Here is a 24,137-nt window from a genome sequence, read left to right on the forward strand (position 1 = left end):
CTGTTGCGCTTAGGCGGTCTCGGAGGACGAAGTGTCCGGCGCCTCGGTGGGCGGGGTCGCCGGGGTGGTGTCCTCGGTCCGGACGGCCGCCCGTCGGCGGCGGCTCGGGGGCCAGTCGGGGGACTGGCGCAGACGGGCTGTCCGGCGGTTGCGCTGACGGCTGTTCATCGGGTTCGTGGTTCCTCTCTGATAAGTCGATGGATGATTTAGCCGCCGTTTCGTGCTTCTGCGAGCGGCTGGTGCCATCGTGCCCGGGGGCGAAGCGGGGCCGCAGAGCGAAAACTGAGGGATAACTGAGTCCCCGGGGGGCGTGAAGAAGCAGGCGCGTGTGAAGCGGCACAGCGCGGCGCACAGATGAAGGAGCGTCGGCGAGGGGCCGGATCACTGACTGCGGCGCGGTGAGGGGGAGGGCGATGGAGGGGCAAGTGCTGGGCCCGGTGCGAGCGGAAGGGGACGGTGGCAGGAGGGTGGTCGAAGGGTCGAAGGTGGCGGCTCTGTTCGCGCTCCTGGTGACCTCGCCGGACTGCCGATGCAAGAGGAAGGACATAGCCGAAGTCCTCTGGGAGGGCGTCGAGGACGTCGGCGATCTGGTTAACCGCGTCGTCGCCGACTTACGGAAGCGGCTGGGTCAGGAGTCCGTGCCCCATAGCGGCAAGTCGGGTTACTGCACGCTCCGCGTGCCGGTGGGAGACGTCGACCTGCTCCGTTTTCGCAAAAAGGTGAAGCAGGCTGAGGGACTGACCTGCAAAGCGCAGTTCGAGCTGCTCGGTGCGGCCTTGGAGGAGTGGAACGGCGAGGACGAACCGCTGCACGGACTGTCCGAGACTGGCTTCCACGTGCGTCGGGAGGAGTTACGGGCCGAGTTGATGGCCGCCGTGTACGCCCGGCTGGACGCGGCCCACAGGTCCATGGAGTTCAAATGGCTGCGCGAGGAGACGGAGAAATGGTTCGAGCGTGCGCCGGAACTGCCCCAGATCTTCCGGTTCTACCTGCTCGCTCACGCAGACCTGCCGGAGTCCCAACTTGAGCGGCTCATCAAGAAGTGGGAGAAGCGCAACGGAAAAGCGGATGTCGATGTACAGAGCGCCATAGACCAGGTCCGGGGAGAGAGCCACCGGCCGGGCGGGGTGCTCCTGCCCCCCGTTCCCGACCAGTTGCCCGGCGGCAGGCCCACGCCGATCGGGCAGGACAAGCTGATCGGCGACCTCTTCGAGGCAGTGTGCGAGGAACAGGATGCCGGCAATCTGGCGCTGGTCCTGATCAGCGGCATGGCGGGTGTCGGGAAGACCACGGTGGCCGAGAACCTCGCCGGTCGGCTGCGGGGGCGGTTTCCCGACGGGGTGCTGCACGGCGAACTGAACGGATTCGCCGACGGCGACGTGCGGCCCGCCGAACCGGACGAGGTCCTGGACGGCTTTCTGGCCGCGCTGCCGCCCTACATCTTGGTGACCGGAACGGAGAGCAAGAGCAACGCGCTGAGGTCGGCGCTGGCCCACCGGTCGATGCTCATCGTCCTCGATGACGCGCTCAGCGCCCAGCAGGTGCTGCCGCTGCTTCCCGGAGACGGTACCTGCGCCGTGATCGTCACCAGTCGTAACGACCTCTTGCGGCTGCAGTCCGAGAGAAAGGTGCTGTTCCGCAAGATGGAGCCGCTGCACGAGGCGGACGCCTTGGAGGTACTCCAGGAGAAAGTGTCAGCCGAGGACCGGGCCAAGCACGCCGTGCCCTTCAGCAAGCTGGTCCACCTCTGCGGTCGGCTGCCGTTGGCCCTCGTGGTGGTGGCCCGGCTCCTGGAGGGCGGTGCGCGTCCGCTGCACACCCTCCCTGCCCTGGTGCGGGAGATGGAGAAGGAGCTGGAGCGGGCGAAGCTGGACACCCTGGACCTGCCCGAGCACGAAATGTCGGTCCGCGCCGCGCTCAACTGCTCCGTGCGCGTGCTGAATGAGGAAGCCCGGCTGCTGCTGTGGCAGCTCGCCGTCCACCCCGGGCCCAGCGCTTCCTGGGAGGCGGTGATGGATCTGGGACGGGCAGTGGACGAAGGGACGCGTACCGACCGGGCCCTGGTGGACCTCGTGGCGGCGAACCTGGTGGATCATCACGGCGACCGCTACGGGCTGCACGACCTCGTGCGGGCCTTCGCCCTTCGGCACGTGCGGCCGGTGCCGGACGGAGTGAACGCGGAGATCGAGCGGGCGACCGTACGACAGGTGCTGGAACACCAACTGCACAACGTCCGCGCCTGCGACCGGGTGCTCGACCGCGAACGCACCTTGCCCACCGGTGAGCCCGGAGCGGTCAGGGTCACCGACCCCGCGGACCTCGCGGAGGCGATGGCGTTCCTGGACGAGGAATACGCCACCGTCCAGCGAGGCATTCACTTGGCGATCAATCGGCGTATCGACCGGTACGTATGGCTGCTTCCGATGGCCCTGGTCATCTACCAGTGGCGCCGCCGCCTGCTCGATGATGCGCGGCAGAACCTCCGGTACGCCGCCGAGGCGGCGGAAACCGTGGCCGGGCCGGTCGATTGCGCCATGGTCCGCCGTTCGCTGGCAGGAACCCATTGGCGGCTCGGTGAGTACGACTTGGCGGTGGGCGCCCTGCGCAGGGCCGTCCGGCTCAGCGAGGAGGACCGCACCTCGGAAGGCCAGCTGAGTCTGGCCCGTACGCTGCACCGGCTCGGACTCACCCTGCGCAAGCAGGACGACCTGACGGGAGCGGACGAAGTGCTCCGCCGTGCACTGGAGTTGTGCCGGGAGGTGTCCGACCGGGTCGGGGAAGCGGCTGTTCTGAACGTCCTTGGCGCGATCCACCTCGACCGGGGCGAGCACGAGCGGGCGCTCCGTCGGTGCGCCGACGCCCTGGGCGTGGTGGAGCGCACGACGGAGCGCAGCGGCCTGGCCGATGTGTTGTTCACCCTGGCCAAGGTGCACCTGGCCCGTGCCGAACGGGACGAGGCCATCACCCTGTACCGGCAGGCCTCCGACATCTACCGCGAACAGGAGAACTGGCCCAACGAGGAGAAGGTACGGATGCTCTTCGCTGATGTCCTGGTGTCCGTCGGCGACACCGACGGGGCGGTGCGGGAGTTGGAGAGAGTCATAGTGCTGCGTGAGCTGATGGACGGTGAGGGGGTGCGGGAGGTCCGGGCGCGGCTGGAAGGGCTGAGGTGACCCGCCCAGTCGGTGGCCGTCGGCTCACCGTCATAGCCGGGGCGGATGCGTGCGGTAGTACTCGGTCGGGTCCGGGCGCAGGCGTTTCGGTGGCCGTCGCGAGCCGAGCCGGGGCAGATACGGCCGGAGCCGGTCGAACACCTCACGGACGTCCGCCGGGCGCTCCGCCGCCTCCCACCGGACCATCCACAGCGCCAGGGAAGAGAACTCCGGGGGTAGTTCGGCGAGCCGGTCGGTCGGCAGCACCGGGGTACCTGCTTCCGCCAGCTCTTCGAGCCCGCCGTAGGGCAGCCGCATCACGGTCATCTCCAGCAGGATACAGCCGAGTCCGAAGATGTCGGCCCGTCGTGTCAGCCGCCCTGCCGGGCAGGCGTCGGACTGCTCGGGAGAGGCCCAACCGCGGGTGCCACGTGACCAATCAGTCTCTTCACCCGCCACGACCGCGAGGCCCATGTCGATGAGCCGGAGGCGACCGTCCGGTTGCACGATGACGTTCTCGGGTTTGAGATCGCAGTGCACCAGATTCCGGTCGTGGACTTCCGCCAGGATTTCGCACAACTGGCCGATGACGGACGCGATAATCCCTGGATGCTTAACGGGCCGAGCTGCCCACAGGACGTTGTGCAGTTGGCGGCCCTCGACGAACTCCATGATCAAGCATCGGCGTCGTCGGTGTGTCCCCATGGCGATGATTTCGGGGATCGCCTGGATTCCCGACAGCATCATCATGTGTGACCCCTCCTTGACGAGATGCATGCCGGCCGAGCGGAAGGCGCTCTTGGGACCGAGGTCCCGGGCCTTCTGAAGCTTCAACGCCACCTTCTGCCCGCTGCTGCGGTCACGCCCGAGGAAAAGGTCGCCTTGGCCGCCGTCGCCGACCATGTCCAGCACTTCGTAGTGCCTCTCCACATCGCCGACCTCCTTGATCTCCCTCACGGCCGTCCACCTTTCCTCCGTACGGAAATGGAGCATGAAATGTCACAGCCATGGCTGCCACCCGACGGGGTGACTCGCACGTCCGACGTCATCACGGTATCCGCCGGAATGTTCAAGGGGGGAGAGTTCCGATGCCCCGCCGCTGACGCTCTCAAGACCCGCGGTTACCACACCACCGATCCCGTACCGCGCCGCCGTGAGCGGCTGGAGCACTTCGCCCTGGGCCCCTTCATGGCTGCCTGTGACATCCGTTCGGGGCCTGCCGGCCACCCGCCCCGTACACGTACCGGGCCCTTGCACGACGGTCTGCGGACCTGGTCCAAGCACGGCGTGACGTTGTACGAGGCGGCCTTCCCCCTCGACCCGGAACGCCCCCTGCACGAGGTGCCCGAGCCGTGGACGTACCGCTACCGGCCGTCCGGTCCCGACCCGCGCGACGCCCAGGAGTACCGCCTCACCGTGTGGGGCCGCTGCCTGGCTTCCCCCGACGGTGCCTACCGCGAGCTCCGTCTGCCCGTGCACCGCCTGCGGGACCTGCCGCCCGACGGGTTCACCGCGGCCGTCGCCCTGGTGCTGGCCGAGGGCGCCCCCGGACCACCGCCGGAGCACGTACGGATCGTGGAGTTCGCGCTTTTCGACGGCCGTACGCGGGAACTCTTCTCGGGAAGCCGGGAAGAGGCGCGAGCCCGGTACCGCGAACACGGCCCCGCTGCCCTGGCCGGTGTACTGGACGGGCGGGAATACCGCCCGGGGTCCGCCTGCGGCGGATGCCCCTACCTGTCGGTGTGCCCGGCCCTGCGCACAGCGCCCGGACTGCTGGGCGTCGAGACGAACGACCGGCCCCGCCGCACCTGGTCGGTCACCAATGGGCGGGCCTACCGAGCCTGCCCGGCGCGTGACCACATGCGCCGGCTGCACCTGCCCACGGCGGATTCCGTCGAACGCGAGGTGACGGCCGAGCGCGGCCGGGCACTGCACGCCTACCTCGCCGAGCGGCACGCCCACGGATCGCCTCGGCCCTGCACGGTCGAGGTCCCCGAGGAGTGGGTACCGCAGGGATTCGACCTGCCCGCGCACGAACGCGCACTCGGCGGCCTGCTGTTGCGGCGGCACGCCGCGGTCTGTCCGCTGCGGTACGTCCGGGACGGTACGGATGTGCGGACCGAGCCCCGGGTGGTGCGGCACGACACAGCTGCCGATGTGGTGGTCCTGGCCGCGCCCGACCTGCTCTACCGGGATGCCGGGTCATGGGTGTGGCGCGAGACCAAGACCTCGGTTGTCGATCGGCGGTCCGACCGCCCCCTGCTGGAGCGTTATCCGCAGTTGGCCCTGGCCGTCGTGCTGATCGCCCGCGGTGACCTGGGCGGTGATCCGTTCCGCGCGCGGGTCGAGCTGGAGGTGCTGCGCCCCGGCGGCGCCGACCTGGAGATCATTGATCCCTTCGCCCCGGCCAATCGGGTCACCGCCGAGAAGGTACTGCGGGCGATGGTGGCCGACTGGCACGGGGACGACCAGTACGCGGCCCGGCCCGGACGCTCCTGCGAGCGGTGCGAAGTGGCCCGCTGGTGCACGGCGTCGTCCGTCAGCGAGGCCGTGGCATGAGGGCGGGGTCGGCCGGCCAGGCCGATCGGCCGGACGCCGGCGAGGCGGCCGAGGGCGTGGGCAGCGACCTCTTCGGCGAACTCGCCCGCATGGTGGCGGCTCTCTCCGAGGTCCAAGGGCTCCGCTCCTTCACCCTGCCCTATCCAGGCCTCGCCCAGCGGGCGCTGGATCACACGGTGATGCGTTGCCTCAATGCGGGGGAGGCGCCGCCGAGGAGTCTTCCGGAGCTGTGGGAGTGGTGCCGGACCAGGCCGTCCGACGACCCACTCTTCGCGGTCCCCTCCTCCCTGGTCTCGCCGGGCACCACGCTGGTGCACCGGGTCGGCCGTATGCCGACCCGGTCGTGTCTCGAGGTGGCCTCGCACGGACCGGACGGAGGCGTGGCGGGACACGCCCGCGCGCTCCTCGGGGACCTGCACGCGCGGAGTGGAACGGAGGAGCGCTACCGGCAGTGCCGGGCGTTCCTGGCGCGTCACCCGGTCGTCCACCAACAGGACCGCTTCGCGCAGGGTTGGAACAGGGCGGTCTGGGGCCGGGTCAGGAACCTCTACGGTCCGTTGCCCGAGTTCCTGCTCGTCGACGGAGACTTCCTGCACTGCCCCTCGTGCAGGCTCCCCGCGCTGCCCCGGGACAGTGCCGTGCCCGTACCCGGACCGTCCGGCACCGGCGCGGAAGTCTGGTGCGAGGGGGAGAACTGCCCGCGCGACGCCCCTCCGCGGCTCATACGTGAGCCGGACCAGGCGTGGATCCTGCAGCGCTCGCTGCGGTGGTACCTAGTACTGCCACACCGCACCGTCGAAGCCGCCCGGGAGGCACTGGAGCGCGCCGGAGTCGCGTACGAGACCCTGCCCGGTCTTCTGCCCGCCTACCGGCTCAGGGACACCGGCCCCCGCATCGTGGACATCCAGGTGTACGACCGCCTGCAGCCGGCGCTCCTCGCAGCCCATTTCACCGACCACACGCCCCTCGCGGACCGCACCCTCGTCGTGGTCCCCGAGGCGCTCGCCGGACGGGACGGCTACCGGCACACCTTCACCGACGCCCTTCCCGCGCTCCTGCGGGACCGGCTGGTGCTCACCACCCCCATGGACCTCGTGCTCGACCTGGGACAGACCCATCGAGAGGAGAAGGACGGTGCGTAGCATCACCCCGCCCTTAACCGATGTGTTCAACGCGCTCAAAGCATTTCTGGGGTCCTCCGTGCCCCAGACCGCGCTGGAAGCCCTCTGCCAGGTCGAACTCGGCCTGTATCTCCAGCAGAAGATGATGCCGGGCAGCCCCGCAGGCAGCGCCTGGGTGTTGTTCAGCGGGTACGGGTTCGCCGAGGCGCACCGGGCACCGCTGCCATCCGATGCGGCGAAGACCCTGCGTATTGCCAGGTACTCGCTGTGGACGCTGCGCCGGAGCCGTACCTGGCTCGAGGCTCTGGACACCTATCAGAGGTTCGACCCCAGGGTGCGCGCCTACGACGTACCGGACGCCGAGACACCCGCTGCCCGCCGCGACCTCTCCGTCGCCGACGACCGCTTCTCCGTCTACGAACAACTGCTGCGTGCCGCACCGCCGCTGGCGGGCAGGCGCCTGCCGGTCGCGGGGCAGGGCCCGCACGCCTTCCCCGTCAGCCGCACCATGGCCGTCGTCGACCTGCCGCCGGTTCCCTGCATCCCCCTCGTCGCCCACGACATGGACCTGGAACCGGCTGGCGGCGGCGAGCCCTTGATCTTCACCAGGGAGAGCCTGGAACGCACGGCGGCGGAGATGGACGCTCAACACGCTCGCTCCGGCGAAGGCCGGGCACCACGGTGGCTGGAGCGGCTACGGTCGTTCGACCTGTCAACCAAGGAGAACGGAACCTTCCACAAGGCGAGGAAAGACGAGGACTTCGCCTTCACGGTCGACGGCATCCAGCACCTGCTCGGCATCGTAGGCGCCGGCAAGAGCACACTGCGCGATATCATCGCCGTCCATCTCGCCAAACTGGGCAAGCGCACCACCATCGTCGTCACCGATGTCGCGGAGGTGCTGAAGCTCGTCCGGCTCTACGACCTCTACACCGACGGCGCCGCCGCACCCGTGCTCGGCTCCTCCGGCCGTGAGCGGCACGCCCAGCGGTTGCACCGTCGGCTGGCGGGCCGAGGCGAGCACCGACTGCTCGCCCACGACGACCCCGCCTTCGCCTACCTCGGCACGTCCTGCCTACTCAACGTCAGACGGCAGGGCGCCACGTCGATGACCGAACCACTCGCCTACGGCGAGGCACCCTGCTCCCGGCTCCAGCCCCCCTCGGCTCTGCGGCGTGACCCGAGCGAGGGACGGCACTCCTCGTGGCAGAAGAGGGTGACGAGCTGCCCGTATTGGTCCGCCTGTCCCCGTCACCACGGAGCTCGGACCCTGGTCGGCGCCCTGATCTGGGTGGCCACGCCGGCCGGGCTCATCGACGCCTCGCCGCCCCGTCCTCAGAACGGCGAGCGCATCCGTTTCCTTGAACTGGCCTGCCGTCGTAGTGACCTCGTGATCATCGACGAGGCCGACCGTGTCCAGATGCAGCTCGACCAGACCTTCGCACCCGCCGTGGTCCTCGCCAGCGACGAGGACAAGGGCCTCATCGACCAGCTTAGCCGGCACAAGATCCGGGAACTCGCGGCCAGCGGACGCACCCAGCTCTCCGAACGGGACGTCGAGACCTTCGCCGCCGCCCTCAACACCGCGGGCGCGGCCACCGACCGGCTGTACGCGATGCTCGTCGCCGGGTACGAGCTGCGCAAGTGGGTGCGGACGGGCTACTTCAGCGCCTGGACGCTCCAGATGGGGCTCCTCGACGAACGCTACGAACTCCCCGACGACAGCGGTCGGGACCACCCTCATCACGCCCCCCGCGAGGCTCTCGGAAAACTGCTCGACGCGTTCCGGGACAACCCCTTCGGTGACCGTCACCGTAGGACGGAGGAGGACTTCAGCCGGCTGACCGCCCTCCTCAACGAACTGCTCCACACCGGCAACCCGGAGAACACCCGGCGCCGCCTCACCGAGGTCATGGACGAGGTCTTCGCCATCGACCCGAGGTACATGGCTGCCCGGCAGCGGAAGTACCAAGAGGCGTACGACGAGTGGCGGCGCGAGGAAGAGGAACAGGAGAAGAAGCGCGGACGCCGCAGGAAGCCCAAGCCTCCGCCCCAGACGCCCGAGGAATGGCGGAAGCAACTCGCGGAGCGCTTCGAGTTCACAATGTTGCTCAGCGCCCTCGAACCACGGCTCGCCATGATCAACGCCATGTGGCCCCGCGTCGAGGCCGCCCTCAGCCTGGGCTTCAACACGATGTACCGCCGGCCGCTCGACTACGGCCCTATGGTGCCCGAGGCCCCGATGGGCAATGTGCTCGGCTTCCAGTTCAGGGTCCCGGGTGAGGACAAGGGCGGGGTCCGCAGTGGCGAACTGACCTTCTTCCGGTGCAGCGGCGTCGGACGTGAGCTGCTGCGCGCCATCCCCGATCTCACCTCCGTCGACGGCAGGCCCGGTGCCCACTTGCTGCTCATGTCGGGCAGCAGCTGGGCGGGCGCGTCCAGTCGCTACCACGTCTGTGTCCCGGTCGCTGTGGTCATCGAACCGCCGGTCGAGGTGACCGAACGCATCGCCAACGAGAGTTCCATGCGCTTCGAGTTCATCGACGACGGCGACGAGAAACTGCGCATGTCGGGAACCCATCCGGACGACCGCCCGGAGAAGTTGCGCCGCATCGCGTGCCATCTAGGTGAGGGCGGAGACGAGTACGAGGTCACTGAAGGTGGCCCGCTCCAGCAGGAGTTGCTCTCTCTTCCTCCAGGGCGCGACCAGATCCTTCTGCTGGTCGGCAGCTATGCCGAGGCACGTGTGGTGGCCGACACATTGCACAACCTCAACGTCCGCTGGCGCAACAAGGTGCTGTGCCTGGTGTCGGACGACGAGGAGATCACCGCAGAGGACGAGGCGCCGTCCGCCTACCACGCCCGATCACTGCGCCGGGGCGACGTCGAGCACCTGAAGGACCTCGAGGCGGACATCCTGGTGGCGCCCCTGCTCGCGCTGGAACGCGGCCACAACATCCTCAACGAGGACGACGAGGCGGCCATCGGCACGGTCTATTTTCTGGCACGGCCCCATCCGCACCCGGAGGACCTCCACCTGGCCGTCAATGCCGTCAACGCCTGGGTCGTCCGCGCCGTCACCGGCGGTGACTTCGCCACCCTGGTACAGGGAAAACCCACCGTCGAGGAAGGAGCGGAGGAGTTCCGCCGCCTCGCCCGTTCGTACTGGTACCAGGTACTCGCCCGTTCGATGGCGTGGAGCCGTCTCGACGACGATGTACGGGAACAGGTCACCTGGGACATGCTGGTCCTGTTGTGGCAGGTGATTGGGCGACTGGTACGCGGTGGCGTACCGGCCCGGGTGGTCTTCGTCGACGCCGCCTTCGCCCCCAACCGCGGCGCCGTACCGGCGCGGCCCGACACCCCCGAATCCAGTCTGCTGCACGGCGTCCTCGCCGTCTTGGACCCGTATTTCGACGGCGGCACGACGACCGCAGAGGAGCAGTTCATCGTCCGCGCCCTGTACGCGCCACTGCGCAGCATGCTCACTCGCCTGCTCGCCGCCGTACCCGCCCATCCGTAAGCGCCTAATCCCTGTCCCAGGAGGTAATTACGTGTACCACCACATTCGCGTCGCGGCCTACGAACCCGACCCGCTCCACGGACCCTGGCGGGAGGAAATGAAAGTGCTGCGGCTCGGCGAGGACCTGCACGCCGAGCTCACCGGGATGCATGCCGAGGCGGACAAGAACTCCGTCCACCCCCACCGGCTCCCCGTGCGCAGGCTCAACTCCCTGCTCCAGGCGATGGCGCCAGGCGTCATCGCGACCGGCCGCAACGCCGGGACGGATGGCCGTCTGCCGTGGCTCTACGCGCGGGAAGCCGTCCCTCCGGCCGTGCTGGCCCCGGTGGTAGGAGCTTGGGCGGCGGGCATGCACAGGGAGGACGACGACTCGGAGGGAGCCGATCTCGAGGAGAGGCTCCGCACCGGTGACCCGGCCGAGACGGTATGTCTGCCCCACTGGAAGACGGAACCGGTCGACCTCGCCGAGAGCGTGCTCTCAGCGGGCGGAACCGCCGAACCCGCCGCGCGGCTCTACAGCCTGCTGCCCGAGTGGATCGCCTTCCGGCTGGCAGCCCGGACGTTCCGCACTGGCGGCAGCACACTCCACTTCCGAGTCGAGAGCTCGGGTGACGGCGCGCGACTCGTCTCCTGGCCGCCTCAGCGCTACGAGCGCCGCGGGCAGACCTGGTACTACTCGGCCTGCCTCACCATCACCGTCCACACCGTGCCGTTCGCCCCGCGTTTCCGCGTCCATGTGTCCACCCACGTACGCCGGTGGGCCACCCGACTCGACGTACGCCCCCATCAGCTCGGCGGTACGACCGTCCTGTTCGACGCTCCATTGCCGTGGCCCGAAGGGCCGGAACGGGGCCACCGGCTGATGGTGAATACGCTGAGCTACGACCGGCGGTCGAAGGAACTGGCCTGGCGCCGGCACAGCCCCGCACCGCTGGTGCCCGAGCTGGACATCGTGCGCCACTACCCCCGGCCCGAAGCGCTCTTCTCCGACCCCGAACGCTGGATCAACAGTTCCGGGGACGTGGCCGCCGGCATCGTCTACCACCCGTCGATCGGCCCGCACGAGGTCGGACCCGGGCTGATGCCACGTGAGCGGGCAGATCTGGACGCCTGGGTCGAGGAAGGGCTGCGCCCCCTGCTGACCCGGGTCCCCGACCTCACGCGCGTCTCCCGGAGCAACACACCGTCCCTGCTGCCCCGTTCCGGCGCCGGACGCGTCCCGGGCGTCCGCGACGCCCAGCTGGCTCTGCAACGGCGGGCGGCGCTGACACGCGCACTGAACGGTCGCCCCCTGGAGATCGACGTCTTCTGGCAGTCCCCGGAAACCCGTGCGGCGCTGCTCGCTGAGCTGCCCAAGCTCATTGGTCTTCCCGCCGGGCAGCAAGTGCCGTCGGCCGACAGGGAGACCTGGCAGTGGCAGTGCGAGGGGCTCGACATCCGCGTCCGGGCCCGGCCCGCGGGACCTTTGGCCGGCGCCCTGCCGACTACCCGAGCCCGCGGGCGCCTCAGGGCCGTCCGGCTGGCTGAGGCCATCGAAGGGCGCTGCGGGCTCGTGGCGGACCGGGCGGACCCGCTCCTCGGCGGGGCCGGAGTCGTGATCACGGAGATCGCCGGCAAGGAGCGCTTCGCCGCCGTCCCGGACTCCGACCCCAAGCACGCGCTGCGCATCGCCTGGGCACGGCAGGGACGGCTGACCCAGTTTGTGAACTCACCCGACGACACCGACAGCGCTTTGGAACACCGGGCCAGGTGGACTTGGCTGGACGCCTTCCGGCAGTTGGGCGCGATCAGCCCGCCCGCCCATCGGGTGGGATCCGGCATTCCGGGTGACCTTCAGTACGCGGCGCTCTGGCTAGTACGCCACACCAGGAAGGGGCCCACGCGATGCCCCGTCCACCGGCTGGTGGCGGTGCGGGTGCGCCCCGGGGACGGACCGGGCGTCATTGAGGGGTGGGACGCAGAACGAGCCGAATGGGTGCCGTATCCGAAGCTGTTGCTGCTGCTCTCCCAGGCACGGGAACCGGCGGCGAGCGGTGGCGAGGAGACCGGCACGGGGAAGCTCGTCGATGACTCGGCAGCCCCGGGAGGATCCCGGCCCGCTGCCCGCCCGGGCGTAGAGCAGGACAGGCAGCGGGAGACCGAGCGGCAGATCCGGGCACTGCTCTTCCAGCTCCGCGACCGCCCGACGCTGCTGCTGGCGGACGCCGGCAATCTACGCCAGTGCTGGCCTGGCCTGCGCAACGGTGCACTGGACCGCGACACGCTCGGCTTCGGGGCCGAACCCGTCCAGCGGCACACGCTCTACGGCCACGACCTGCGGGTGCTGCTCGTACGGGATGCCAACGCCCGGGGTGAAGTGGCGGAGTGGTACGCCCACGACACCGAGGACGAGGTCGGCTTCGCCGAGGGTGTGTGGGGGACGGCGGATACGGAGGGCCGTGTCTTCGCGAGTACGGCCTCGAAGCCGCACACGGTGGCGAAACTGCCGAAGGGGCTCATGAAGCTGGTGCCCACGGCACAGGGCCGGACAGCGCCTGGAAAGACCGCGTGGAACCCCGGGCAACTGGAGATCACCGTGCTCGGCTGTCTGTCGGAGAAGGCGCTGACGGACTCGGGGCGTGCGGGTGACCTGCCCGACCGGCCGGCGGAGTGGGCGACGCTCGCACACCAGCTGCGTTACCACGACGACTACCCGCCGCTCGCCCGGCCTCTCCCGCTGCACTGGGCACGTCTCGCCGGTGAGTACGTGCTTCCGGTGGCCGGAACGAAGTAAGCGGGGGAGTACGTCATCCGCTTCCTGAGCGAGGTGTCGCCTGCATGGGTCGGCCCAAACGATCGACGCTGCTAAGAATCGATGCTTCCCTCGTGGATGCCGAAGCCTGCACCTGACCACGGTGGACGACGTCTGGTGCACTCCTTGCTGGGGTCACTGGGCGTCATAGTCTTCTCCGCCGTGACGCTCGTTTGACGCTCTTCGCGCCTAGTGGCTCCAAGGCGGAGACGAGAGACTTCATCTGACCTCCGTGAAACAAAGTTCGCGGCGGCGACTCGGCATCGGGCGTCACATCTGCGCGGTGTACACCGTGTTGGTCGCGTTCCCGTCCTGTAGAGGGTTGGGGAAGTCGACGACGTGGCTTTCCGTCTTCGGGAAGATTCCGGCGAGTACGGCCTGGAACTCCTCGTCCGGTGGGTCGTTCGACCACAGGGCGAAGATGCCGGTCGGGTGGAGCCATCGGGTGAGGGCGCGCAGGCCCTCGGGGCGGTAGAGGGCCGCGTGCGTGGGGTGCAGTACGTGGCGGGGGGAGTGGTCCACGTCGAGCAGGACGGCGTGGAAGCGGCGGCCCGGTTCGCCGGGGTCCAGTCCGTCGTCGCCGGCGGCCAGCGCGAAGAAGTCCCCCTGGACCAGGTGGCACCGGGCGTCCGACGTCAACTCGGGCCCGAGGGGCACGTATCCGCCTTCGTGCCACTCGATCACCTCGGTCAGCGCCTCGATCACCGTCAAGGAGCGCACCCGTGGATCGGCCAGCGCGGCCCTGGCCGTGTATCCGAGACCGAGGCCGCCCACGACGACATCGAGGGCGGTGTCCGGGAGAGGTGCCAGCCCGAGGCGGGCGAGTGCGATCTCGCCCGCGGTGAAGAGGCTGGACATCAGGAACTCGTCCCCGAGCTTCACCTCGTACACATCTTCACCGGAGCCCGGGTCCCGGCGCCGCCGCAGGCTGATGTCCCCCATCGGGGTGGGGCGCCAGTCGATCTCCTCGAAACGCCGCTTGCTCATGTGCTGGCTGCCTCTTCTGCGGACTGTGGAGGGCTGTGGGCTGTGGAGGACTGCGGGCTGTGGGCTGCGGGGCGTGAGTCCGGGCCGGGGGCGGGTCAGGCCGCCGGTGCCGGTGCCAGCAGGTCCGCGGGGATGCCGCCCTTGTCGGGCGCGTAGAAGTTCTTGATCTCCGCTTCCCAGGCATCCACCCTGATCCGGTCGGCGTCATCGGGCCCGAGGGCCTCGAAGAGGGCCTGGATGTTCGGCAGTTCGAACCCGACCCCCCTCAGCATGCCGGTGAAGACCGGCCGGGTCACCGTACCGCTGCCGTCCAGGTCCCCGAAGCGGGCGAAGCCGGACGCGAACTCGTCGATCGCCCCGCTGAAACGCTCGGGCGACAGCACGCACGCCTGGTACTCGTCGTAGGTGATCCGGCCGTCGCCATCCGCGTCGAGTTCACCGGCCAGCGTCTTCCAGTAGCGCGTGAACGCCGCTCGCATGGCCCGTTCGCTCTCCTCGTCGGCGCCGGGTGCGGCCGCGGCGACCCGGTCGCTCATCAGGTCGAAGTCGTCGGATTCCAGGACTCCGTTGCCGTCGGCGTCGAACAACGTGAAGACGAGTCGAACGCGGTTGACCGCCTCGTTGCGCATGGGCTCCTACCTTTCGTCAGTCCGGGGGAGGGGGACGGAGGGCCGTATCCGCGGTGAGCGGGGGGCTCGGCCGTCGCGCTGTCACTATGCGGGCCGCGGAACGCGGTGTCCCGGGGCGGCTCGACCGGTCAACAGAAAGAGTGAAGCGGGTGCCGCTCCGGCATGAACCGACGCAGTGCGTGGACCGGCGTGCACGGCGCACCGGGGGGATCGCCGGCGCCCCGTTCGGCCCGTGCGCGCCCTACCCGTGGTCACGGGACGCGCCCGATGATGAGCGCACCGCACGAATCCTGAGCTACTCCGCACCCATCTGCCCCTCGGGGCAGGCTGATCTGCGACGAAGGAGCCCACGTTGCTGCTGCTCATCTCCCCGGACGGCGTCGAGGAAGCCCTCGACTGCGCGAAGGCGGCGGAACACCTCGACATCGTGGACGTCAAGAAGCCCGACGAGGGTTCGCTCGGTGCCAACTTCCCCTGGGTCATCAGGGAGATCCGCGACGCCGTCCCGGCCGACAGACCGGTCTCCGCCACCGTGGGAGACGTGCCGTACAAACCCGGCACCGTCGCCCAGGCGGCCCTCGGCGCGGTGGTCTCCGGAGCCACCTACATCAAGGTCGGCCTCTATGGATGCACCACACCCGAGCAGGCCGTCGACGTCATGCGGGGGGTCGTCCGGGCGGTGAAGGACCACCGGCCCGACGCCCTCGTCGTCGCCTCGGGGTACGCCGACGCCCACCGGATCGGCTGCGTCAACCCGCTCGCACTGCCCGACATCGCCGCGCGCTCCGGTTCCGACGCGGCCATGCTCGACACCGCGGTCAAGGACGGGACACGGCTGTTCGACCATGTTCCGCCGGAGGTCTGCGGGGAGTTCGTGCTCCGGGCCCACCGGGCCGGTCTGAGCGCCGCCCTCGCGGGCAGCGTGCGGGTGGAGGACCTCGGTGCGCTCACTCGTATCGGCACGGACATCGTGGGGGTGCGCGGGGCGGTCTGCGAGGGCGGCGACCGCAACGCCGGAAGGATCAAGCCGCGGTTGATCGCCGCCTTCCGCGCGGAGATGGACCGGCACACGCCGCGTGACCACACGGTGGCTGTGACGGCTGCGGGGTGAGCACCCGGGCGGGTAACCATCTGGGCGGGGTGAGCACCCGGGCGGGTACGCACCTGGGTGGGGGGAGCAACCGGGCGGGTAACCACCTGGGCGGGGTGAGCACCCGGGCGGGGTGGGGTCCGGTACGCGGTGAGTTCCGGTACGCGGTGAGTTCCGGCCCGCCACGCGGGCCAGACGGACCGGCACGCGCCCGCGTCCGTCGCGCGCCATGTCGCCGTCGCCCCCGGCGCAGGGCGAGACCTTCGATGCCCCAGGAGGCGCTATGCCCGCACGAGGCGCTATGCCCGCACGAGGCGCTATGCCCGCACGAGGCGTGACGATGAGGTTCGGCGCGGCGGTACTGCGTTCGTACGACGGCCCGTTCACCGTCGAAGAGGTGCGCCTGGACACCGGCGCGGTGGCCGACGGCGAGGTCCTGGTCGAGATAGCGGGCTGCGGGATGTGCCGGACCGATCTCGCGGTCCGGCGCTCGGCGGGCCGCTCACCGCTGCCCGCGGTGCTCGGCCACGAAGGTGCCGGAGTCGTGGTGCAGACGGGCGGCCCGCACACCGGCCTGAGCGTGGGCGACCACGTCGTCCTGAGCTTCGACTCCTGCGGGCACTGCCGGAGTTGCCTGGACGCCGCCCCTGCCTACTGCGACTCCTTCGCCTCCCTCAACCTCTTCGGCGGGCGCGAGGAGAACGCCGCGCGGTTCACCGGTACGGACGGGGAGAAGCTGGCGCCCCGGTGGTTCGGGCAGTCCTCGTTCGCCGCGTACGCGGTGGCCCCGGCTCGTAACGCCGTACGGGTCGACCCCGCGCTGCCCGTCGAACTGCTCGGGCCACTCGGCTGCGGGTTCCTCACCGGTGCCGGAGCGGTGCTCAACTCCTTCGCCGCCGGGCCGGGCGAGACCGTCGCGGTCTTCGGGGCGGGAGCGGTGGGCCTGGCCGCGGTGATGGCGGCCACCGCCTCCGGAGCGGTCACCGTGGCGATCGACCGGCACCCCGAACGGCTGGCTCTCGCCGAACGGTTCGGCGCGACCGCGCTGGGCGCCGCGACGTCCGACCTGCCCGCCCGCATCCGGCGGCTGACCGGTGGCGGCGCGTCCTACGCGCTGGACACCACGGCCTCCCCGCGGTTGATCAACGACGCGCTCCTGTCGCTGCGCCCGACCGGCCGCCTCGGTCTGGTGGCGCGGCTGCACACCACGCTGCCGCTCGAACCGGGGGCGCTGGACCGAGGCAGGAGCGTGTCGCACATCTGTGAGGGGGACGCGGTGCCGGGTGTGCTGGTCCCGCGGCTGATCGGGCTGTGGCAGGCCGGGCGGTTCCCCTTCGACGAGCTGATCCGGACCTATCCGCTCACCGACATCAACGAGGCCGAACGGGACTGCGAGGCCGGACGCGTGGTCAAGCCCGTCCTGCTGCCGGAGCGCGTGAGCGGGTGAGGGAGGAGTCGAACGCCCCGTCCCCCTCACGTTCGTACACGGCGTTCCCTTTCGGGCTCCCATCCGTCAATGGAGGAAACGTGGTCGGCACGACGCATCACCCCACGCGTACGGACGGCGTGGAAGGAGGGGTGGGGGTGACCGCCCTGCTGGTCGCCGCGGCGCGGGCGATCGAGACCCACCGCCACGACGCCCTGGCACGGGACGTCTACGCGGAGCACTTCGTGCGTGCCGCACCGGCGTCGGCCGGCTGGCCGGTCCGCATGCACCAGGTCGCGGACGGGGACGCGAACCCCCTGTGGGGGCGGTTCGCCCGCTACTTCGGTCTGCGGACGAGGGTGCTCGACGACTTCCTCCTCCGGGCGGTGCGCGGGGAAGGAATCCGTCAAGTGGTGTTGCTGGGCGCGGGGTTGGACGCACGGTCCTTCCGCCTCGACTGGCCTTCGGGGTGTGTGGTCTTCGAGATCGACCGGGAAGGCGTACTGAAGTTCAAGCAAGAGGTGCTCGACGAGTTGTCGGCCGCGTCGCGGGCGGAGCGTGTGCCCGTGCCCGTCGACCTCCGCGCCGACTGGGTCGCGGCGCTGGCCGACGCCGGCTTCGACACGGCCGCGCCGAGCGCGTGGCTGGCCGAGGGGCTGCTGTTCTATCTGCCGCCCGCCGCCGAGACGTACCTCGTCGACCGGGTCGATGACCTGAGTACGGCGGGGAGCGCCCTGGCCTACGAGGTCAAGCTGGAGAAGGACCTGCTCGCCTTCCGTGACAGCCCGCTCTACACCGCGACGGCACAGCAGATCGGCATCCACCTGCTCGATCTGTTCGACACCGGACCGCGCCCCGACTCCGCCGGTGACCTCGCGGGCAAGGGCTGGTCCACGACGGTCCGCACTCCCTTCGACTTCACCCGCCGGCACGGGCGCGGCCCGCTGCCCGAGCCGAACGACGCGCTGGCGGGCAACCGGTGGGTGTTCGCGCACAAGCCCCGGCGGTGACGTGCGGGGTCATGGTGCCGCTGGGCGACGGAGTCGTGAAGGGTCAGGCTGCGGTGAAGCCGCCGTCCGCGGCGAGTACGGCGCCCGTGACGAAGGCGGAGCGCGGGGAGACCAGGAAGCACAGGACCTCCGCGATCTCGTGGGGCCGCGCCACCCTGCCCAGGGGGTGGGCGTCCGCGAAGGACGCGAGGTAGGCGCGGCTGTCGGGGCGGAACGTGTCGAGGAAGTCCGTCTCGACCACACCCGCGGCGACGAGGTTCGCGCGGATGCCGAGGGGGCCGCCCTCCAGTGCGAGGACCTTGGTCAGTTGGGCGAGGGCTCCCTTCGACGCGCTGTAGGCGGCCCCTTCGGGCAGGCCGACGGTGGACGCGTACGAACCGGTGCTGACGATGGCGCCGCCGCCGCGCTCCGCCATCACCCGGAAGGCCTCGCGGGCGAAGAGGAAGGCGCCGCGGGCGTTGACGTCCATCACGCTGTCCCAGTCCTGTGCGGTGGTGTGCGTGACGGGCTTGTTCAGAGTGCGTCCGGCGTTGTTGACCAGGATGTCCAGTGTGCCGAAGGCGTCGAGGGCGGCGTCCACCGCGCGGGCGGCGGTCTCCTCCAGGGTGACGTCGCCGTTCACGGTCACGACGCCGGGCAACTCCGCCGACAGGGCGGCCAGTTCGGGACGTGTGTCGAGGGCGACGACGTGGGCGCCGCGAGCGTGGAGGAGGGCCGCGGTCGCCTTGCCGATGCCGCGTGCGGCGCCGGTGACGAGAGCCGTTCTCCCGGCGAACTCGGCGGCTTCGGGGGACGGCGTCGTGGATGTCATTCGGGTGCTCCCTGGTGGGGTCGGGTCGGGTGTCCGTGCGCGGTGACGGACGGCTTCGGGGCCGGGAGAGGGGCCGTCGTCAGCGGTCCCTGGTGGCGGGCCGGCGCCGGAGGAGGATCGCGCCGCCGAGGCCCGCCAGCACGGTGGCGACGATGACGCCGGTGCCGAGGGCGTAGCCCGCCAGGGGGTCACCCGGGTCCGCCCGCTGGCCGGCTCGACGACGGCGGTGACCAGAGCGAGGACGACCGCGCCGCCGATCTGCATGAAGGTGTTGAGCAGGGCGCCCGCGAGCCCCTGGTCCCGGTCGGGCACCCCGGCCACCGCGCTCATGTTCAGGGCGGGGAACGTCGCCGCGGTGCCGACCCCGTTGACGACCATGACGGGCAGGACCACCGTGAGGAACGGGCTGTCGGGGCCGATGCGGAAGAACAGCGCGTAGGACAGCGCGAGGAGCAGCATCCCCGCGGCGATCGTCCTGTGCGCGCCGAACCGGGCGGCGAGCCGCCCCGCGAACGGTGCCAGCGCGCCGTTGGCGAGGCCCAGCGGGACGAAGGCACCGGCGGTCCGCAACGGCGTCCAGCCCAGCACGTTCTGCAGGTAGAGCGTGGTCAGGAACGCAAACGAGGTGTAGGCGCCCCACATGGCGAAGATCGTCAGATTGGTGGCGGCGGTCGTGCGCCGGGTGAGGAAGGAGAGCGGGACCAGGGGCGTGCGGGCGCGGGACTCGGCACGTACGAACAGGACGAGCAGGGCGGCCGCCGCGCAGCACAGCACGAGGGTGCGGGCGGACAGCCAGCCGTGTGAGGGAGCCAGGGTGAGGGCGTAGACCAGGATCACCAGTGCCCCGGTGGCCGTCAGCGCGCCCGGAACGTCGAGCTTCCCGCGGGTGCCGCCCCTGCGGTCCACCGGGAGCAGGCGCGCTCCCGCGAGCAGTGCCACCACGGCGATGGGCACCGGGAGCGCGAAGACCAGTCGCCACGACCGCTCGGTCAGCACGCCGCCGAGAACGAGGCCGCCGACGAAGCCGCAGGCGCCGGCGGTGGCGTACCAGCCGAGGGCGCGGCCGCGCCGGGCGCCCTCCGGCCAGTTGGCGGTGATCAGGGAGAGCGCCGCCGGGGCCAGGAAGCCCGCCGCGACGCCCTTCACGAGACGCGCCGCGATCAGCAGACCCCCGGTCGGGGCGAGCGCACCCGCGACGCTGACCACGCCGAAGACGGCGACCGCGGTCAGGAACGCGCGCCGCCTGCCGAACAGGTCGGCGACCCGCCCGCCCAGGAGCAGGAATCCGCCGTAGCCGAGGGCGTAGGCGGAGACGACCCACTGGAGGGAAGCCGGGGCCAGGTCCAGGTCGTGCTGGATCGCGGGCAGGGCGACGCCCACGTCGGACAGGTCGATGGCGTCCATGAAGTGAGCCGCGCACAGCACGAGCAGGGCCGCGGTGCCGGGGCGCGGGGCGGCCTCGGCGACGGTGCCGGGCCTGTCGGCGGCCGCGGTGATCTCGTTCTCGTCGGTCCGTTTCATCGCGTCGCCTGTCATCGCATCGCCTTCCTCGGTGGGGCGGAGGCGTCTTGGTCCCTGCCTCTGCCTCTGCCCGACCGAGTCTGTGCAGGTCAACGGGGGTGCGCCAGGGTGCTCTCCGCCTGGGTGCGGCACACCCAGGCTGTGCGGGCGGCGACGGCCTAGCCTGGGAACCATGGACGACAACCACCTCGGGGAGTTCCTCCGCGTACGCCGCGCCGCCCTGCGGCCGCAGGACGTCGGCATGGCGAGTCACGGCGTACGCAGGGTGGCCGGACTGCGCCGCGAGGAGGTCGCCGTCCTGGCCGGCGTGAACGCCGACTACTACACCCGGCTCGAGCAGGGCCGCGAGCGCCATCCCTCGGCACAGATGGTGGGCGCGCTCAGCCGTGCCCTCCTGCTCGACCGGGACGCCCGCGACCACCTGCACCGCCTGGCCGGTGTGGCACCGGACGGCCACGACTCCCTCCACGCCACGGAGCACGTCAGTCCCGCGCTGCGTCAGCTCATGGACGGCTATCCGCACACCCCGGCGTTCGTCATGAACCGCACCCTCGACCTCCTGGCCGCCAACGCCCTGGCCGACGCGCTCTACACCCCCTTCACCCCCGCGGACAACCTCGCCCGCATGACCTTCCTCGACCCGGCCGGACAGGAGTTCTACCGGGACTGGGACCGGGCCGCCGAGGCCGCCGTCGCCAACCTGCGGCAGGCGAGCGGCTTCGATCCCGAACACCCGCGTCTGCGACAGCTGGTGGACACGCTGGCCGAGCACAGTGCCGCGTTCCGGCGGCTGTGGTCGCGGCACACGGTGCGGGGGAAGACCCGGGACGCCAAACGACTCCTCCACCCCGACGTGGGGCCCCTCGCCCTGACCTACCAGTCCTTCGACGTCAGGGACGCCCCGGGCCAACAGCTGGTCATCTACCACGCGGAACCGAACAGCCCGTCGGCCGAGGCCCTGTCCCTCCTGGGCTCCCTGCACGCCGACGGCAGGCGGGAACCCTCGCATCACGGCGGGCGGTGAGCCACGAGGCCGGGGCGGACGGCGCGGCCGGAGCCGGGGCCGCTGTGCCGGGTCGCCCGACGACAGCGGTGAGCGCACCGCCGTCGGAAGGCTGCCCGTCCCCCTACTCCCGCCGGTCCACCCACCGCACCCCCGCCGCGTACCACCGCGCCAACTCCTGCGCGTTCCGCTCGACCTCCCGGTCGTCCGTGCCCGTCAGGACGTAGGCCGCCAGGTAGTGGGCGGACTTCACTCCGCCCTCGTACGTCGCGCCGATCGTGGCCCGGAGGCGTTCCTCCACCACGAACGGCGGGGGGTTCTCGGGCAGGGCCGCCAGCGTGGCGCGTTCGGGGTAGAAGACGACCCAGCCCGCGCTCCGGCCGGGGGCGACGCCGTGCGGGCGGGCGGTGCTCAGGGTCCGCGGGGCGACCTGCGCCCGGAACCACTGCTCGTCGAGGCTGAAGCCGGTCGCCGCGTGGATCGCGGGAGAGGTGAGCGCGCCGCCCGTCCTGCTGCCGACCTCGCACAGCACGAGGCGGTCGTCGGGCGTGTGGAAGACCTCCAGGTGGAAGGTGGTGCACTCGGGGGTGGGGAGGGCCTCCAACACCGTGCGTGCATAGCTGATGAGACGGTCCGTCAGGGGGTGGTCGGAGGCCAGCTGGGCCGAGCCCAGGTAGACGCCGTCGTGGAAGGACAGGCAGTCGTTGAGGTAGCGCGAGGCGAACGTGGCCACCGGGGCGCCCGCCGCCACCAGGCCGTCGACCACGTACATCCGCCCCGCCACGAACCGCTCCACCTCGGCCTGTTCGGGCAGGCCCGCGGCGAGGAGCCGGGTCAGGTCCGCGGGGCCGCGCAGCACCTGGGTGCCCGTCGAGCCGGAGCCGAGGGCCGGCTTCACCACCACGGGGTAGCCGTGTTCGCGGACGAAGCCGAAGAGGTCGAAGGCCACCCGGACCGGAGCGAACTCCGGTACCTCCAGGCCGCCTTGGCGCACCAGGTTCTTCATGTGGACCTTGTCGCGGAACGCGAGCGCGCCGGCGAAGTCCTGGCCCGGCACCCCGAGCAGCTCCCGCAGCCGCGCGGCGCGCAGCAGGTCGCCCTCCATGCGGGCGATGACCGCGTCGACCGGCGTGTGCCCGGCGAGGTCGAGGGCCAGCCGCTCGGCCTCGCCGCCCTCGCGGAAGTCGGCGACGGGGACGGCGTCGGGAATGTGCCGGTACTGCGGGAATTTGGCCGCGGAGACCAGAAGGTGCGGCCGTACGCCCGTATCGGCCGCCCACTTGTCGTACGGAGTGTCCGCATAGTCGCTGTCCACGAAAGCCAGAACATTCCGTGCCGTGCCGGAACTCATCGACATCTCCGCGCCCCCTCTCACCGCGCGCACCGGCTGTGCGCGGCACTCAGGCTAGGGGCGTGAGCCCAGGTCAGGGCCGTCCTGGCGGATACCCCGGCTTTACCTCGGAAAGATTGTTCTGCTCATTGCGCCCGTGTAGGAAGAACGGAGACCGAAAGTTTTTGATCTTGCACTGGAAACGGGGGGGAAGTTGAAGAACCAACGAATTCTCGCCGCAACACCATCGGTTCACGACCACGGACCGGTGAAATGCCCGCACACCCTCGCGGGCTCGTCCGACCGGGAATTGCGCGAGGGGGGCGGGCCGGGCGCAGCCGACGTCCTCGCGGTGCCACTGCCCCGGAACACACCCGCGGCGACGGGAGCCGCGCCGTGATCGACGTGCTGGTCGTGGACGACGACTTCCATGTGGCCGAGATCAACTCCCGTTACGTGTCCCGCATTCAGGGCTTCCGCGTCATGGGCCGGGCCCACACGGCCGCCGAGGCGCTGCGGGCCGTCGAGCGCGGCGGCGTCGACCTGGTGCTGCTCGACCACTACCTGCCCGACGAGGACGGGTTGCACCTGGTGCGCCGGCTGCGGCGGCTCGGCCATGAGACCGACGTCATCATGATCTCGGCGGCGCACGGGGCGGAGCAGGTGAGTTCGGCGCTGCGCAACGGCGTCCTGCAGTACCTCGTCAAGCCGTTCAGCTTCGCCGCGCTGCGCGCCAAGCTGACCTCCTACGCGCAGATGCGGGACCGGCTCGACCGCTCGGACTCCCTGGGGCAGGGCGAGGTGGACGAGATCTTCGGCACGCTGCACACACCGGTCCGGGCGGAGGTGCCGCCCAAGGGGTACTCGGCGGCGACCACCGAGCACATCCGCGACGTGCTGCTCCGGGCGGGCAAGGCGCTGTCCGCGCAGGAGGTGGCCGACCTCACCGGGGTGAGCCGCTCCACCGCGCAGCGCTACCTCAAGCACCTCCAGGAGTGCGGCACCGTCCAACTCGCCCTGAAGTACGGGGGAGCGGGCCGCCCCGAACACCACTACGAGACCGCGCACGGCGCCTTACGCCGGCGCCCCCGCTGAACCCCGCCGCCCTCCAGGCCCCCACCCCCACGGGTGCGGGGCCTGTGTCATGGCCGGTGCCGCCAAAGAGAGTTACCGCTCGGTAGTCA

15 protein-coding genes and 1 pseudogene are annotated in these 24,137 nt (G+C 70.7%); 10 read left to right on the forward strand and 6 right to left on the reverse strand.

Annotated features, from left to right (window positions below; genetic code table 11):
- The first annotated feature begins 485 nt into the window (after positions 1-485).
- Positions 486-3,173 (forward strand): tetratricopeptide repeat protein, encoded by a 2,688-nt coding sequence (locus ACZ6B8_RS07205; protein ID WP_471606557.1) that lies wholly within the window; start codon positions 486-488, stop codon positions 3,171-3,173.
- Between the two features lie 30 nt (positions 3,174-3,203).
- On the opposite strand, the gene ACZ6B8_RS07210 is transcribed toward ACZ6B8_RS07205, so the two are convergent.
- Positions 3,204-4,109, reverse strand: coding sequence for a serine/threonine-protein kinase (locus ACZ6B8_RS07210; RefSeq protein ID WP_471606558.1), 906 nt, complete (start codon positions 4,107-4,109; stop codon positions 3,204-3,206).
- A gap of 294 nt (positions 4,110-4,403) precedes the next feature.
- On the opposite strand from ACZ6B8_RS07210, the gene ACZ6B8_RS07215 reads away from it, so the two are divergent.
- From ACZ6B8_RS07215 to ACZ6B8_RS07230, 4 genes are read left to right on the forward strand one after another with little or no spacing between them, the layout of a single operon-like run.
- A complete protein-coding gene (locus ACZ6B8_RS07215) occupies positions 4,404-5,711 on the forward strand; it encodes a PD-(D/E)XK nuclease family protein (protein ID WP_471606559.1) in 1,308 nt (435 codons plus the stop codon).
- Entirely contained in the window at positions 5,708-6,853 is a 1,146-nt protein-coding gene (locus ACZ6B8_RS07220; protein WP_471606560.1) for a pPIWI_RE_Y domain-containing protein, read from the forward strand. Before ACZ6B8_RS07215 ends, ACZ6B8_RS07220 begins: the two co-directional genes overlap by 4 nt.
- Before the next feature lie 58 nt (positions 6,854-6,911).
- Positions 6,912-10,355, forward strand: a complete 3,444-nt coding sequence (locus ACZ6B8_RS07225; RefSeq protein ID WP_471606561.1) for a pPIWI_RE_Z domain-containing protein — start codon at positions 6,912-6,914, stop codon at positions 10,353-10,355.
- Positions 10,356-10,386: 31 nt separating this feature from the next.
- A complete protein-coding gene (locus ACZ6B8_RS07230) occupies positions 10,387-13,128 on the forward strand; it encodes a pPIWI_RE module domain-containing protein (protein ID WP_471606562.1) in 2,742 nt (913 codons plus the stop codon).
- 288 nt (positions 13,129-13,416) lie between these two features.
- On the opposite strand, the gene ACZ6B8_RS07235 is transcribed toward ACZ6B8_RS07230, so the two are convergent.
- Both ACZ6B8_RS07235 and ACZ6B8_RS07240 read right to left on the reverse strand, forming a co-directional pair.
- Positions 13,417-14,133 (reverse strand): polyamine aminopropyltransferase, encoded by a 717-nt coding sequence (locus tag ACZ6B8_RS07235; RefSeq protein ID WP_471606563.1) that lies wholly within the window; start codon positions 14,131-14,133, stop codon positions 13,417-13,419.
- Between the two features lie 95 nt (positions 14,134-14,228).
- A complete protein-coding gene (locus tag ACZ6B8_RS07240; RefSeq protein WP_471076920.1) occupies positions 14,229-14,762 on the reverse strand; it encodes an EF-hand domain-containing protein in 534 nt (177 codons plus the stop codon).
- Between the two features lie 352 nt (positions 14,763-15,114).
- Between ACZ6B8_RS07240 and ACZ6B8_RS07245 the strand changes: the two genes are divergently transcribed.
- From ACZ6B8_RS07245 to ACZ6B8_RS07255, 3 genes are all read left to right on the forward strand, one after another.
- Positions 15,115-15,873, forward strand: coding sequence for a (5-formylfuran-3-yl)methyl phosphate synthase (locus tag ACZ6B8_RS07245; protein ID WP_471606564.1), 759 nt, complete (start codon positions 15,115-15,117; stop codon positions 15,871-15,873).
- Between the two features lie 319 nt (positions 15,874-16,192).
- Positions 16,193-17,299, forward strand: a complete 1,107-nt coding sequence (locus ACZ6B8_RS07250) for an NAD(P)-dependent alcohol dehydrogenase (RefSeq protein ID WP_471607161.1) — start codon at positions 16,193-16,195, stop codon at positions 17,297-17,299.
- Between the two features lie 80 nt (positions 17,300-17,379).
- A complete protein-coding gene (locus ACZ6B8_RS07255) occupies positions 17,380-18,288 on the forward strand; it encodes a class I SAM-dependent methyltransferase (RefSeq protein WP_471606565.1) in 909 nt (302 codons plus the stop codon).
- Positions 18,289-18,331: 43 nt separating this feature from the next.
- On the opposite strand, the gene ACZ6B8_RS07260 is transcribed toward ACZ6B8_RS07255, so the two are convergent.
- Positions 18,332-19,099 (reverse strand): SDR family NAD(P)-dependent oxidoreductase, encoded by a 768-nt coding sequence (locus ACZ6B8_RS07260; RefSeq protein ID WP_471607162.1) that lies wholly within the window; start codon positions 19,097-19,099, stop codon positions 18,332-18,334.
- Between the two features lie 303 nt (positions 19,100-19,402).
- A pseudogene (locus tag ACZ6B8_RS07265) lies at positions 19,403-20,863 on the reverse strand (MFS transporter); the annotation flags it as partial.
- On the opposite strand from ACZ6B8_RS07265, the gene ACZ6B8_RS07270 reads away from it, so the two are divergent.
- Complete coding sequence (locus tag ACZ6B8_RS07270) at positions 20,793-21,644, forward strand: helix-turn-helix transcriptional regulator (RefSeq protein ID WP_471606566.1); 852 nt, start codon at positions 20,793-20,795, stop codon at positions 21,642-21,644. The pseudogene ACZ6B8_RS07265 and the gene ACZ6B8_RS07270 sit on opposite strands and share 71 nt — an antisense overlap.
- 103 nt (positions 21,645-21,747) lie before the next feature.
- Here ACZ6B8_RS07270 and ACZ6B8_RS07275 read toward each other — a convergent pair whose 3' ends face one another.
- On the reverse strand, positions 21,748-22,938 hold the full coding sequence (locus tag ACZ6B8_RS07275) for an ATP-grasp domain-containing protein (protein WP_471606567.1): 1,191 nt from the start codon (positions 22,936-22,938) through the stop codon (positions 21,748-21,750).
- Between the two features lie 411 nt (positions 22,939-23,349).
- On the opposite strand from ACZ6B8_RS07275, the gene ACZ6B8_RS07280 reads away from it, so the two are divergent.
- Positions 23,350-24,048, forward strand: coding sequence for a response regulator (locus tag ACZ6B8_RS07280; RefSeq protein ID WP_471076944.1), 699 nt, complete (start codon positions 23,350-23,352; stop codon positions 24,046-24,048).
- The last annotated feature ends 89 nt before the right edge of the window (positions 24,049-24,137 follow it).

The sequence above is a fragment of the Streptomyces sp. NPDC041122 genome (assembly GCF_055592445.1).

What these genes read in the sequence shown, in the direction of transcription:
- ACZ6B8_RS07240 (WP_471076920.1), bottom strand. Translation starts at nt 14,762, where the DNA reads ATGCGCAACGAGGCGGTCAACCGCGTTCGACTCGTCTTCACGTTGTTC.
- ACZ6B8_RS07235 (WP_471606563.1), bottom strand. Translation starts at nt 14,133, where the DNA reads ATGAGCAAGCGGCGTTTCGAGGAGATCGACTGGCGCCCCACCCCGATG.
- ACZ6B8_RS07250 (WP_471607161.1), top strand. Translation starts at nt 16,193, where the DNA reads ATGAGGTTCGGCGCGGCGGTACTGCGTTCGTACGACGGCCCGTTCACC.
- ACZ6B8_RS07220 (WP_471606560.1), top strand. Translation starts at nt 5,708, where the DNA reads ATGAGGGCGGGGTCGGCCGGCCAGGCCGATCGGCCGGACGCCGGCGAG.
- ACZ6B8_RS07260 (WP_471607162.1), bottom strand. Translation starts at nt 19,099, where the DNA reads ATGACATCCACGACGCCGTCCCCCGAAGCCGCCGAGTTCGCCGGGAGA.
- ACZ6B8_RS07270 (WP_471606566.1), top strand. Translation starts at nt 20,793, where the DNA reads ATGGACGACAACCACCTCGGGGAGTTCCTCCGCGTACGCCGCGCCGCC.